This is a genomic window from Acidocella aquatica, from assembly GCF_030160635.1.
Classification (GTDB): Bacteria; Pseudomonadota; Alphaproteobacteria; order Acetobacterales; family Acetobacteraceae; genus Acidocella; species Acidocella aquatica.
On the sequence record NZ_BSOS01000022.1, the window covers coordinates 1 to 11,835 of the forward strand.

The following is an 11,835-nucleotide window of genomic DNA, read 5'->3' on the forward strand; positions in this document are numbered from 1 at the left end:
AGGCCACACCGAATCATATAAAATCGCGTCGGATCAATAGGATGGGTACTTCAACAAATTACCCTGTTCAGGGGCCACAGACACTTGTTGATCCGTTGGAACCGTGGTGCAGCCTGCAAGCCCCAACGAAACCACAGTTACGATTGCCACCAGGCATGTTCCTTCTTTTTCATCGCGGGAAAAACCCCTCCTCAGTTGATAGGAACTCACGCCAGCCAGCAGTGCGCCGCAGTCTGATTTGAAAGTTCAATAGTGCGTTGTAAAAGGCCACCAGTAAAAACAAGGCGAGGAAAGGCAGGAACTCCCAAACCATCATCATACGAGCGAATGTGTAAGGCTCATCGATGGCTGAATGAACCCAGAAGATGATGCCGAGAAGAGCAACAAACAGCGCTCCATAGGATATCATGGATGTCATGCAACGGCGTTGCTCCAGACGTTGCTCCAAAGTTTGCACTGACATGCCGTAGGAGAACGCAGTGGCGGCAAGATCAAAGCCACCAGCTTCATCGACCTTGAAGCGGCCATCGCGTTGCTGGGCACTTCTTGTCTGCTGCCAGAGCTTACCAATCAGCTCCGCGCCCGATCTGACGCTCTTTCGGCCGAACCAATCCGCAGGGCCGCCTGCCAGCCACCCAACGCGCCGCATAGCGCGGCCGATCAAGGAGCGCTTCTTCTCGGCCGCCTTCCCCTTAGGTTGCCCATTGGCGGCTTTGTCGTTGGTAACACCTTGGTCCTCTTGGGCATCCATCTGTTCAGCTCCCTATCGCATCAACAAAGGCTTGAACATTCTGCGGGACACCAACAAGCTGCCCTTCAGTTCCGTCCGCCTTGCGCCATACAAATGTGGGCGTGGCTTTTAAACCGATCGCCTGTGCAATCAGCATGTTCTGTTTCAGCCTGGCCTGAGCCTGCTCCGAGGGTCGATTTCCTTCGCTGCCGGATTGCCATGCACCGACGATTTGATCCGGCGGATCGCTTAAGAGAGCCATCGCGCTCTTGGTGCTCTGGCCGCCATCTTCGCCATCCAAGATCGTCAACGGAATGACTGAAATCTCAATCTGGTTTTGCTCCGCGAAGGGCCTGAGCATCTGAAATGCACGGATCGAGTAGATGCATTGCGGGTCGATCAGCATATATAAATGTTTCGCGGGATTGTTGCCGATTGTCCCGAAAGTCGCGTTCTGAACCAATGGCAATACCGCCGCGGGCGCTGCTTGTGGACCATCTGAGCCGTTGACCTCGACAGTTGGGATGGCCCCAGGAATATTGGCAACCTCCGCTTTGGTGATATTTTTCCCTGCGGCATCCCACAACACGCCAGGAATTACCCGCTGATTATCCGGTGTCGCGTAGAAAACCTGAAACATCGAGCCACTCCGAACGAAATAGCCTTCCACGCCGTGAACCAACCCGAGATCGGTGATATTGCCGGCGGCGACCGTTTTGAGCTGCGCTAACGTCATTTCGATTGGAATCCCCGACACCGCCGCATTTCCATCCGGCGTTACGTCGAAAAGCATGAATTGATCGCCGCTCCGCGCGGCAATCTGGCGCATGCGATCTGACGTACCGAGATCGGTAATCGTAGCCCCGGCATTTGCGATGTGCATGACGAACGGAGCGCCCTTTAATGAGGCTGGGGGCGAAGTAGGCGTGAGGGGCGCAAGTGTTGGGGCACCGGGCAACTGCGGTGTGTTGCTTGTGAACACGAGCGGCCCAGCCGTGGCGCAATGAGGATTGGCTGCGGCAAGAGCCGGAAAGAAAACGACGGATGCGAGACTGAGTAAAACGGAACGCATGGCTAACTCCTCTGTGAAGGAGAGGAGTATCCACGCTACAAATGCGAATGGCGGGGCTTAATGATTTAAAAACCCGAAAATATTAGTTAAGTTCAGTCGACGACCCGCCTTAATCGGCGAACCATTCGAGGGGCTACCAGAAGCAGGGCGGTCATTTTCTAAAAGATAATTCTGATATTCATCCACAAGTTCGACGGCAAAATCCGTAAACGATGGGTCACCCATTTCTCCAAAGTATGAAACAGCTCCCAACACCAGCCGCTTTGCCTCTAAACCATTGCGATTTTGAGCGGGTACGCTGCGAACATGGGCCAACGCCTGCTGCCAGCGTTGCCTAGTTCGTAAAGCATCATTCCGTTTGAAACGTGCAGGCCGAACGCCCGCATGATCCCATTCTCTCATCAGGCACTTCCACGCATCGAACGCGCTGAAAAACTCCTCGCAAGCCTCTAAAAGTGGATCGTCACCACCCGATGGCGCCATCTCATTCACGGCATCGCCATCGATCGCGTTCTGATTCAGATCCATCCTTAATGCCCCCGACCCCGGTTTGCGATCCTACGTCGATAGTAGCCCGTGGTTGGTTCCGAATTCCAAGTACGAACCGGTGAAACCACAAATGTCACAACGCTGACAAAAATTAAGTTTAATTCACAGCCCAACCAAAACGATGCGAATCAGATACAGCTCACCGCCACTTCAGTCCACTTTAATTTTTCTTATCAAGTGCATTAAATGCGTGCCTACCAGATCAGCTTCTACCGAGTCACCGAGGCGCTCACATTTTAGTGAATAGAGGATAGCAGCCAACAACCTCAGGGGGAATTCTTTTTTCCCCGTAAATCTTTAGCTTTCCTTTTTTTAATAGGATGCCGCAACATCGATGTGTTTTATGACAGTCCAGTGGCAATAAGCCCACAATGGCGCTATATTGCGCGAAACGTCTCATTCCAAAGTTGTCGTGCTCGTTTCGTTTTGTAGACTTTCTTTCTATATCACCCTCGATTCCGCCAACCTTCTTTCTAACTCTGCGTATAAATTAGCCAGAGATTCGTCTCTGGTTTAAATAGTTCCCCACAGGAAAAACCATTGACTGCCGAAAGAAAGCATTGTTGCATTTGTTGATAGTTACAAATAGTTAAATACCAAAATTGAACCGTCGCATCCCCTTTGGTTTACATAAATTTTGCCGAAAGTTTAGGTGCAGTTGAACAATCGGCGGGTACTTTTAGGCAGTTTGGAATAATCCATACCGGGGTTCGATGTCTGGAACGCCCCCGTCGCGCAAGGGGAAAAGAGAACGCGGCGATAATCGCATGCAGTCATGTCTACGGCCTGTTCGATGCGTGGCAGAGCTACGCTGGCCATGATGAAGTCCGCGAGTTGCTTTCCGATCAACATTGCGCGCTCGAAAAGCGCATTGACTCCACGGATTTCACCAACTCCCGGAAGCGACCGGTTCGTCATCATCTCTCAGCACTTTTACGCGATTTCAGTCGCGCCCGGCGTAATCAACCGACATAGTCAGACTACCGGCGCGACATATGCTTCTCCCTTTGCCATGAGCACCCAAGCGATCCGCGCGGTCTTGTTGGCGAGTGCGACCGCGACTACTTTTGGTCGCTTGCTATCGAGCAAACGCAATGCCCACGCCCGGCTTGGATTACTCTGCCGCGCGTGGCGCAGCACCGCTGTTGCGCCGGCCACCAAAAGACGGCGTATATATCCATCGCCCTGCTTGGTGATGCCCATTGTGCGCTCCTTGCCGCCGCTGCTATGCGATCGGGGTGTTAGCCCGAGCCAGGCGGAAAACTGTCTTCCAGACCGAAATACCGTCGCATCTGGCACACTGGCCGCAATCGCACTCGCCGTGATGGGACCGATGCCGGGGATTGCCGCCAATCGCCGACTTTGCTCATTGCCACGATGCCAGACCATGATCTTCGCGTCGATCACTTCAATCGGGCGTTCAGCACTTTCGATGTGGGCGATCACCCCATTCAGCGCTTCCCGCGCCAGGACGGGTAACGCCCGCCCGCACCCTTGGAACAACTCGAGCAATTGCTTTATCCCGGCGAGACCCTGTGGGGCGATTATGCCGAATTCTCCGAGATGGGCGCGCAGTGCGTTGGTCAGCATCACCCGCTGACGGACCAGCAACTCTCGCGTCTTGTGCAGCATAAGCACCGATTGCTGTTCGGCCGATTTTACTGGAACAAATCGCATGGTCGGCCTTGTGACCGCCTCGCAGATCGCCTCGGCATCCGCCGCATCGGTCTTTCCACGCTTGACTAATCACGAGGTCCCCATAATGCGGAGGAGCGCGGCCTGATCGGCGGATTTTCGCCGTTCTTGTTAATGTTCCTCCGCATTATTTCAGAGCGTGTCTAGCCAGGCGATCACGCTGGCATTGCGCTTCCAGGATGGCTGGCCGCCGGGTATGGCTGGAACGGTGACCTTTTCCAGGGCCTTCCGTTTCGTTTCCAGATTGGCCCTGGCATAGTGGTTGGTCGTGTCGAGACTGACATGACCGAGCCAGCTTCGGATGACTGTAACGTCGACGCCGGCCGAGATGAGGTGCACGGCGGTGGCGTGCCGGAAGGTGTGTGGCGCTACGTGCTTGGATTGCTGGTGGCCAATGACCGTGAGTTAATCGCAACAGGGCATGAATTCCGGAGCGCGGGACCTCGTGCCAACGCGCGCTGGGACGTCGACCACGCTCCCGTTCAAACATTACGATCGCGTGCCGCAGGTATTGCTCTACCTGCACGTCGATCACGTCCGCGATCAAGATGGCGCGCTGCCCCAGATAATCCAGAAACCAAGATGCGTAGGTGCAGTAGTTCATCGCCACGACCGGGCTGTATCGCTGACTGAGAAGCGAGGAATTGAATTCGGTAATTAGTTCGTGACGGCTAGCGGGCAGCGGCTGGTCCTCCGTTGGTTGATTGACCCGCAGAGGTTCGGCACTGAATAATGCAAAGCAAGCCGATCCGAAAACGGCGAAAATCCGCCGATCAGGCCGCGCTCCTCCGCATTATGGGGACCTCGTGATTAGTCAAGTTATGCTCACCTCGCCATAACTTGACGTAGGGTTTGACGTAGGCTGGCGGCATCATCTTCACCGTATGCCCTAATGCAGCGATCTCGCGAGCCCAGTAATGCGCTGATCCACATGCCTCCAGGCCAACCAGGCACGCCGGAATTTTTTTGAAAAACGTCAAGACATCCGACCGGCGTAGCTGCCGGCGAACAACCACGCGGCCATCTGCTGCCACCCCATGAATCTGGAAACATTCTTCGCCAGATCCAACCCAATCGTCACAATCTCATCCATGGCTATGCCCTCCTATATTGACGGTCCTACATCTTACCGCAGATATCCGCTGGTAAACGCCAAAAAGAGGGGGTGTTCCACACCATCGACATTGCACAGGATTTTACACGTAGCCTCGTCGGCGCTTTTGCGCGGCGAGTTTTTCCAGGCTCGCCCGCGCAGCCGCCTCATCTTTGTGATAATCGAAGCGCTGGCGGCCGCCGGTACCAATGCGACCCCAGTTCCGCACGAGGACAGTTTTCCCAAACAAATCCTCGGTCACAGACATGGCATAAAACCGGCGCTCATTTTGCTTCGGCCGAATGCGCCGCAGCAATAACGGCTCAGAGGAATGCCATAGCTCGGCCCGGTTATGCATCCACACTGTTTCTCTTCCTGGAATAGACGGACGTAACCATACGCTGATCCAGGTGCCTGCAGCCGAGTCAATTGCGAATCGCCGCGATTCGCGAATTGCATGGCTTACAGCGCTGTCGCTCCCGAAAATCGTCAAGCGCGTTTGTTTCTCCATGTGGGTACGCGCTAGGTAGGCGGGAAAATTCTCGGCCTCTGGCATCTAATTTTTTTGGTGTGGAGGGGTTCGCTTTATGATAATGCCTCGAGACAGAAATAGACCTGACGAGTTCTGTGATGACGGCGCGGCCCACTCCAAACCGATACGATAATATTGAGCCCTATGCTCGTGCGATCTGCGAGCGCGAGCTTGCCGGTCTACCCGACATGACGACGGCTGCGCTGCCAGCCCTCGTTGACCGCTTTTGGCCAGTGATCGCCGCCGAACTCATTGCCGGATTACGCAATGACGATGGCGAGCGCCTTCCGCACTCCGCGGCTCGTGGCCTTGAGGCATGGGAGGATTGGTTAGATAGCCAATAAAGATGTATAGCGTGATTTTGTCCCGCAATACTCATGCCGGCGTGCAAAAGTAAAAAAGTAAAACTGTGCAACCTGACCGCCATGCCGCCCAATTGCCGTGCCTGGACGCAACGCAATGGGTGGTGGTAAAGAAGTCATGTTCGAAAACGGCAAGTAAAGTGTGCAAATAGTGCAAGCGCCGCCGCGCTACCCAATGATCCTGCCGAGTGATATGGCGCCTGAAGCGTCATCCAGGACGAAAATGGCCGGTGCAGTCTGTATCCGATTGCACCGGCCAGCATATTTTGTCGGGCCTAATCCGCAGTCGTTTAAGCCTCTGCGGAAACTGAATCGGCACTTTCCGTGACGGCGTTGGATTCGGTTTTTACAGCAGCCTTGCGGCCTGGCTTCTTGGCAGGTTTTGCTGCCCTGTTGGGGTGGGCTCGTGGGCTTTGCCTTTATGGACGTAATCCTCCATCACCTCCCGTCCGCCCACCGTCGGCCGTAATGCCATTTGCGGTTCCGCCTGTTCGACGAGCGCAGCCTCATCGGCTTTCAGCCGGCGGCTTCGAATACCGGTAGGCATATCGCTCGCGCCGGAATCCGGCATCATCGATCGTGCAGCCATGCCGGATGCGGGTGACAACGTCCTGCAAAACGGCGACGTTCGCGCGCGTGGAACAGCAGGTCATTCGTCACCACGCTGCGCGCATCATGGCGGGTAGCCAGGTTGGCGAGGTCATGCAGCCGCGATTGATCATTCGGCCGGCGCCGCAGAGTCAAGGTCATATAGGCGCGATTTTAGGTTTTTACGGAAGACGGCATCATTTATGAGATGGTGGCGGCTGGTCATCCCAACCAAAATACGGCATTAACAGTGCTTCAGACATCAAGAAGGACAAGAAACATGAACACCTCCGACCTCGCCGATAAGATCGCGGCGGATCACGGGCTGACCAAGGGTACCGCGAAATCCGTGGTTGAGACCGTCCTGAAAGCCATCACGGAAGCGGCGGCAAGTGGCGCGGAAATTTCGCTTGCGGGATTTGGCAAGTTCAAGGTCCAGGACCGTCCGGCTCGCGAGGGGCGTAACCCGAAAAATGGCGAGACGATGCAAATTGCCGCATCGAAGAAGCTGGCGTTCGTGGCTGCCAAGGCCGTTAAGGACGCGCTGAACCCCGTCTAAGATGCAGAAAACGGTGTCGATCGGTCATGAGCATTGAATCCGTCCGGGCTTTCTTCGCCGAGAAGGCACCGGACATTACCATCATCGAGATGCCTGACAGCACTGCGACAGTGGCATTGGCTTCCGAGGCCCATGGCATCGAGCCAGGGCGCATCGCCAAGACATTGTTGCTGAATGCCGGTGGGCGTAGAATTTTGATTGTGGCGCGAGGCGATGCGCGGCTGGACAATCGAAAAATCAAAGCGATATTCGGCAGCCGGGCTAAGATGCTGGGTGCCGATGAGGTGCAGGCCGTGACAGGCCATCCCGTCGGTGGCGTCTGTCCATTCGGTCTGGCGACCAGACTGCCGATCTATTGCGATATCTCGCTGCAGGCCTTCGATGAAGTGGTACCGGCGGCCGGATCGATCCACAGCTCGGTGCGTATCGATCCAATGCGCCTAGTAAAACTTGTCGATGCCAAATGGGTAGATATCTGTCGGAAGGCATCGGCAGAGTTGCCTGCCGGGGGCGCACTGCCGTCGCCAGCACCTTGATTTTTAGATTTCTTACCTGCCGGTAAGTTGGACGCGAGACAGGCCGACGCCTTTTGCTGGCTTTCACGCCGTCGCTACTACGCGTTGTTCTCAAATTTATGCCATTGCGCCAGTGCGGCTTTTATGGGCGCCTGAAACGGCTCCCGGCCAGCGGCACATGGCTGCACCGCCAGCCTGCCGAGTGCGCCCGCTGCCCAGTCCAGTGCTGCCAGCTCGCGCGATGCGGCAAGAAGATATTCAACCGCGTCCGCCGCATTCGCCGGCCTGGGGTCATACCCACCACCGTTCAGAAAGCTGCATACTGGATAGAGCCAGCAGTGCGACAGTGGCGGTTAATTTTTCCTCCTTGCCGAGGAAATTCCGTGCCGCGCGGAGCAATGTCGAAGGGTCCGCGCCGTAGACGGCAGCACACTCGATGGCGACGCCGAAAAATCCGGCATCCTTCGCGGCGGCGAACCACTTTCCTTTATTGCCGCGGGTTTCGATCATATCCAGTAGCATCCGGCGACGGTCGCGATCAGGGTAGGCGCGGATCAGCGCGCGGTAGACAGCGAGGTTCGTTGTGCCATTTGCGGCGCTCAGGCCATAACTTTGATACGCCTCATCTGAGCGGCTTTGTTTGATCAACAGGATCTCACACAACCGTTCGATGGATAGTTCATAGTAACCGGGTTTGTCGCCAGTTGCGGCCTGCTGTTTGAGCAGGCGCAGACCGATCCGGTCGACCGCGGCGTCGATCTGGCATCCCTTCAACGTGTGCCGCGGACGTCGCCAACGGAACTTTTTTTCGCATAGCCTTGGAGAGGTGCGAACGACTGATGCGAAGACCTTCGCGTGCCTCGATTTCGGCGCGCAGGGGCGGAATGGTCCAGTTGGGCCGGTCGGCGACCGGCTCGGTCGACAGCGGCATGGCCACGCGCAGGGCTGCCTCACTCTTCACCGGCGCGGGGCCGGGGGCGATGGTCGCCTTTAGCGCCGCAACGCCGCCGCGCATGAAATCGCTCTGCCAAAGCCGAACCTTGTCTTCCCGCGCACGGTCTGCCTCGCCGCGATCGCGCGAACCGGCCAGGGCCGCTGACTCAATTTGCTGTTCCTTGGTTGCCGAGAGAGGAGATTTGCCCTTCATGCTTGCCGTCCGCGAATCGAGACGACCAAGGAATCAGCACACAGTCCGTTGGTCAACCCATCGATTCTGCTTAGATGTGTCTGGATTAGATTTTTGCTTGGCGCGATTCTTTGCCGAGTCACTGAGTCGGCCAGGGCGATCATGGTTTTGGATCGATCGCGCTTTACTCTTGACTCTTCTACGGGAAAACAGTAGTTATGCGTGATGATGAATTCTCTTGGTTTGATCCGAAAGCCTCGGCAAACAAGATCAAGCATTAAGGTCAGTTTCGAGCAAACCCGTGCTGTTTTTCGAGACCCGTTTGCCGATGATGCTCTTGCTGATCGCGAAGACTACGGCGAGGAGCGATGGAATATAACCGGCCTCGATGCCACGGGAAACGTGCTGGTCGTAACCTACACGATGCGCGGCCCGCTAATTCACATAATATCAGCCAGAAAGGCGGAATCAGATGAAAGATCAGAGTATTTTGAAGGCCGCCACTGAGCTTCCGGCGTCTGAGAGGGATTCTCGGCCGATGACGGCAGATGAGCGGAAAATGGCCCGGCGTAGGCCGCGTGTGACGGTCATCCGCCGGGCTCTGCGGATGACGCAAGAGCAGTTCTCGGCCGAGTTTGGCATCCCCCTGGGAACGCTTCGAGACTGGGAACAAGAACGGGCTGAGCCTGACGCTCCAGCCAGGGCTTATCTGCGGGCGATCGCTGGTAACGCTGAGGCCGTCGCCAAGGCTCTGAAAACTCATCCGGCCCCGGCGGCCGAGTAGTTCTTCAGAAGATCACGGCAGGCAAGCCCCTTTTAAGGGCTTGCTGTCTGCGCAAAACGCTCATTATTGTCCGCACACTCGAAGAACTTGCCACATCAGCCAAACCCACCTGAAGATTACGGCGCCCCGGCTATTCGCCGGCCGCGCTCTATTCCGCCCGCGATCCGGGCTCCACCGAACCCCTGACGGGTTTCAGTCCATCCGGGTAGCTTGGCCATTGGGCGGCGGTGCGATCGCGTACCGGTGTTTGCGTGGCATCGGGCGCACGGCGGATATACTCGAGCGCTCTGGCAAAGGCTTCCGGGTCATACTGTTCAAGGTTTTCGAGGAAGCGTATTGCAGCGTTAACCGAGAAAGGTTCCGCTGTCTGGCCCTCAAAACGGCTATCGAGCGCGGTCCAGATCGTGGCATCATAGCCAGCATTCACTGTCCAGTCGGCGATCGTCTCAGTCGCGCGCGGATGAAGCTTGGTGGCAATTTGGCTACGCTCCTGATTGGCGATAACCGCGAAACCAACATTAGCGGTACTGGTCATGCCCTCGCGTAGACGCAGATTTTCCATCGCCTCAGGCAGATTGGTGAAAGCGCTTGTTGCCGCATAGGTTTGACAGAGCGTGCCGAATGCCTCGTCTATAATCAACGTAAGGCGGAGGTTTTTTGAAACGCGGCAGAACTCAATCGGCAGGCTAGGCCCCGTGAGTTCGAACGGCGCTTTCAGTTTAAGCTCTCTTGGGTCCCAGAGCAGCGAGCCCCAGCCGAGAATGGCGATTTTCATGGGCTAAAGATGAGTTGCATGGGGATAGACATCAAGGTCCCTGGACCGGCGGCCTCGCACCGGATCGTAATGGAGCCTTTGTTCCCTCTGTTATTCATCCGCGAATGCTGGCTGGGCGTTGTCCGCGATTTTGATGTCATCGTCCCCGGCTGAGCGCGTAAGATCAGCTGGATCGAGCCGCAAATAGCGCGCGAGAAGCCGCAGATATACCCCCATGAACGCGGCGCCATGACCATCGGATTGCCCATCGACGGTTGTCGTCATGGCGTGGGCGATTTCGTGAAGCAGGCACCAGGAGGGCAGGCGGTCTGGCAATCGAATACATAGTCGGGTTGCTGTCGCCACGGTCGCCTTGGCTTGCTTGGGCAATGGTTCAACCTTTGGTGGATATAACAGCCCCATCTCGGCCCAGATCGCATCCACCATTCCCCGTGCTGCCGGAAAGGAGATAATACTCGGGTCTTGTGCGGCGATGACGCGGTTTTCCCAAGCGTAGACTCGGCTACGCTGCGAATCCCGCTTAGCCTTCACTGCAGCGGCCTCCTGCTTTCACTCTCTATAGGCCGCGATAAATTCACACTGTCGCCCGCCGCCCAGCCTGCACGATATGCATTGCGGTCGACCTGGGCGCCGACCGCGCTCATACTGACAAGGCGTGTCTTTGTCTCCCGGAACGCCTCGTCTACCACCTGGTGTTTGACCAGGATCAGCGCCGTGCCAGCCGCGCGCTGGGCTCTGACAGTAGCTTCGCGCTCTGTATGCATGGTGGTGAGCCGCACGGCTACCCGGGCTGCAAGCCCGTGCTGGAAGCTGGCCGTGGCCTGCCGAAGTCGCACAGCCCGTAGACGAGGATGCGTCAGTTTGAACGCCCCAGTCTCGGTACCAATGGCGCGCTCAATCACGGTAAATAGATATGTCGCCAGCTCGGCGTCCGTCTCGAAGCCGAAGAAGATGTACCGCTTGGGCTTTGCGCCTTGGTCCGCTCCCACCTCATCCACGACAACCGAATGGGCTAGCCAGACCTTGCAGTCGCAGAACCGCGCGATCGCCGGCACACATCCGTCGATTGGCCGCCGCCGTGTGCCGCCGATTGGTACCTCGCGCTGGACGCATTTTGAGGTGCGGACCTCGATCTCGTCCATGCTAAGCGCGTAGCGCTCCAACAATCGCCCGACCATATCTGCGGCCGACATGGCCTCAGCCTCGGTACAGCCGTTCTGTACGGTTTTCTCCGTCAGCGCCTTGATCTTGGCTTTCACCCGTTCGAGTTCGCGAGATTGACTCACGGCTGGATCCTTTTCGACGAAAGACTGCCGGGATTATTTGACGCCATTCTCTTGATCAACATAGATTGCATGAGGCGCATAATAACGCAGCTCGTATTTCGGCAACAGAGGAGGGATGGCCGGCCGTGGAAGATGAGGCCTGCCGCGGCTTCGGCCCTTTTCAGGACGG

General features: G+C 56.5%; 16 protein-coding genes and 2 pseudogenes. 4 read left to right on the top strand and 14 right to left on the bottom strand.

The window, feature by feature from the left end; genetic code table 11:
• Positions 1 to 169: 169 nt before the first annotated feature.
• From QQJ84_RS05375 to QQJ84_RS05415, 9 genes and pseudogenes are all read right to left on the bottom strand, one after another.
• Positions 170 to 751, bottom strand: coding sequence for a hypothetical protein (locus QQJ84_RS05375; protein WP_284257079.1), 582 nt, complete (start codon positions 749 to 751; stop codon positions 170 to 172).
• Between the two features lie 4 nt (positions 752 to 755).
• Positions 756 to 1,802 carry a thioredoxin domain-containing protein gene (locus tag QQJ84_RS05380; RefSeq protein ID WP_284257080.1) on the bottom strand — a complete coding sequence of 349 codons (1,047 nt, stop codon included), beginning with the start codon at positions 1,800 to 1,802 and terminating at the stop codon, positions 756 to 758.
• Between the two features lie 57 nt (positions 1,803 to 1,859).
• Positions 1,860 to 2,330, bottom strand: coding sequence for a hypothetical protein (locus QQJ84_RS05385; protein ID WP_284257081.1), 471 nt, complete (start codon positions 2,328 to 2,330; stop codon positions 1,860 to 1,862).
• 669 nt (positions 2,331 to 2,999) lie between these two features.
• Entirely contained in the window at positions 3,000 to 3,272 is a 273-nt protein-coding gene (locus tag QQJ84_RS05390) for a hypothetical protein (protein WP_284257082.1), read from the bottom strand.
• Between the two features lie 54 nt (positions 3,273 to 3,326).
• Positions 3,327 to 4,094, bottom strand: a pseudogene (locus QQJ84_RS05395) (IS110 family RNA-guided transposase); the annotation flags it as partial.
• A gap of 84 nt (positions 4,095 to 4,178) precedes the next feature.
• On the bottom strand, positions 4,179 to 4,442 hold the full coding sequence (locus QQJ84_RS05400) for a tyrosine-type recombinase/integrase (RefSeq protein ID WP_284257115.1): 264 nt from the start codon (positions 4,440 to 4,442) through the stop codon (positions 4,179 to 4,181).
• Between the two features lie 443 nt (positions 4,443 to 4,885).
• Positions 4,886 to 5,139 (bottom strand): annotated as a pseudogene (locus tag QQJ84_RS05405) (IS110 family transposase); the annotation flags it as partial.
• 103 nt (positions 5,140 to 5,242) lie between these two features.
• Positions 5,243 to 5,632, bottom strand: coding sequence for a WGR domain-containing protein (locus QQJ84_RS05410; protein ID WP_284257084.1), 390 nt, complete (start codon positions 5,630 to 5,632; stop codon positions 5,243 to 5,245).
• A 747-nt stretch (positions 5,633 to 6,379) separates the two neighbouring features.
• The gene (locus QQJ84_RS05415; protein WP_284257118.1) at positions 6,380 to 6,622 is read right to left on the bottom strand and encodes a hypothetical protein; all 243 of its coding nucleotides are present in this window, start codon (positions 6,620 to 6,622) and stop codon (positions 6,380 to 6,382) included.
• 207 nt (positions 6,623 to 6,829) lie between these two features.
• Between QQJ84_RS05415 and QQJ84_RS05425 the strand changes: the two genes are divergently transcribed.
• Together QQJ84_RS05425 and QQJ84_RS05430 are read left to right on the top strand one after the other, a co-directional pair.
• Positions 6,830 to 7,180: an HU family DNA-binding protein gene (locus QQJ84_RS05425; RefSeq protein WP_284257085.1), complete on the top strand. Its 351-nt coding sequence runs from the start codon at positions 6,830 to 6,832 to the stop codon at positions 7,178 to 7,180.
• Between the two features lie 26 nt (positions 7,181 to 7,206).
• Positions 7,207 to 7,716 carry a YbaK/EbsC family protein gene (locus QQJ84_RS05430; protein WP_284257086.1) on the top strand — a complete coding sequence of 170 codons (510 nt, stop codon included), beginning with the start codon at positions 7,207 to 7,209 and terminating at the stop codon, positions 7,714 to 7,716.
• A gap of 270 nt (positions 7,717 to 7,986) precedes the next feature.
• Here the strand turns inward: QQJ84_RS05430 and QQJ84_RS05435 are convergent, their stop codons facing one another.
• Positions 7,987 to 8,343 (bottom strand): hypothetical protein, encoded by a 357-nt coding sequence (locus QQJ84_RS05435; RefSeq protein ID WP_284257087.1) that lies wholly within the window; start codon positions 8,341 to 8,343, stop codon positions 7,987 to 7,989.
• Positions 8,344 to 8,374: 31 nt separating this feature from the next.
• Complete coding sequence (locus QQJ84_RS05440; protein WP_284257088.1) at positions 8,375 to 8,842, bottom strand: COG3415 family protein; 468 nt, start codon at positions 8,840 to 8,842, stop codon at positions 8,375 to 8,377.
• 204 nt (positions 8,843 to 9,046) lie between these two features.
• On the opposite strand from QQJ84_RS05440, the gene QQJ84_RS05445 reads away from it, so the two are divergent.
• On the top strand, positions 9,047 to 9,328 hold the full coding sequence (locus QQJ84_RS05445; RefSeq protein ID WP_284257089.1) for a BrnT family toxin: 282 nt from the start codon (positions 9,047 to 9,049) through the stop codon (positions 9,326 to 9,328).
• Positions 9,329 to 9,380: 52 nt separating this feature from the next.
• On the top strand, positions 9,381 to 9,605 hold the full coding sequence (locus QQJ84_RS05450; protein ID WP_284257090.1) for a helix-turn-helix domain-containing protein: 225 nt from the start codon (positions 9,381 to 9,383) through the stop codon (positions 9,603 to 9,605).
• A 148-nt stretch (positions 9,606 to 9,753) separates the two neighbouring features.
• On the opposite strand, the gene QQJ84_RS05455 is transcribed toward QQJ84_RS05450, so the two are convergent.
• From QQJ84_RS05455 to QQJ84_RS05465, 3 genes are all read right to left on the bottom strand, one after another.
• Entirely contained in the window at positions 9,754 to 10,380 is a 627-nt protein-coding gene (locus tag QQJ84_RS05455) for a hypothetical protein (protein WP_284257092.1), read from the bottom strand.
• A gap of 90 nt (positions 10,381 to 10,470) precedes the next feature.
• A complete protein-coding gene (locus QQJ84_RS05460; RefSeq protein ID WP_284257093.1) occupies positions 10,471 to 10,911 on the bottom strand; it encodes a hypothetical protein in 441 nt (146 codons plus the stop codon).
• Entirely contained in the window at positions 10,908 to 11,666 is a 759-nt protein-coding gene (locus tag QQJ84_RS05465) for a DUF2786 domain-containing protein (protein WP_284257094.1), read from the bottom strand. Before QQJ84_RS05465 ends, QQJ84_RS05460 begins: the two co-directional genes overlap by 4 nt.
• Positions 11,667 to 11,835: the final 169 nt, after the last annotated feature.

Coding starts and splice junctions, on each gene's coding strand:
- QQJ84_RS05440 (WP_284257088.1), bottom strand. CDS start 8,842: ATGAAGGGCAAATCTCCTCTCTCGGCAACCAAGGAACAGCAAATTGAG.
- QQJ84_RS05385 (WP_284257081.1), bottom strand. CDS start 2,330: ATGGATCTGAATCAGAACGCGATCGATGGCGATGCCGTGAATGAGATG.
- QQJ84_RS05380 (WP_284257080.1), bottom strand. CDS start 1,802: ATGCGTTCCGTTTTACTCAGTCTCGCATCCGTCGTTTTCTTTCCGGCT.
- QQJ84_RS05425 (WP_284257085.1), top strand. CDS start 6,830: ATGGTGGCGGCTGGTCATCCCAACCAAAATACGGCATTAACAGTGCTT.
- QQJ84_RS05455 (WP_284257092.1), bottom strand. CDS start 10,380: ATGAAAATCGCCATTCTCGGCTGGGGCTCGCTGCTCTGGGACCCAAGA.
- QQJ84_RS05390 (WP_284257082.1), bottom strand. CDS start 3,272: ATGATGACGAACCGGTCGCTTCCGGGAGTTGGTGAAATCCGTGGAGTC.
- QQJ84_RS05415 (WP_284257118.1), bottom strand. CDS start 6,622: ATGGCTGCACGATCGATGATGCCGGATTCCGGCGCGAGCGATATGCCT.
- QQJ84_RS05375 (WP_284257079.1), bottom strand. CDS start 751: ATGGATGCCCAAGAGGACCAAGGTGTTACCAACGACAAAGCCGCCAAT.
- QQJ84_RS05430 (WP_284257086.1), top strand. CDS start 7,207: ATGAGCATTGAATCCGTCCGGGCTTTCTTCGCCGAGAAGGCACCGGAC.
- QQJ84_RS05450 (WP_284257090.1), top strand. CDS start 9,381: ATGGCCCGGCGTAGGCCGCGTGTGACGGTCATCCGCCGGGCTCTGCGG.
- QQJ84_RS05445 (WP_284257089.1), top strand. CDS start 9,047: ATGATGAATTCTCTTGGTTTGATCCGAAAGCCTCGGCAAACAAGATCA.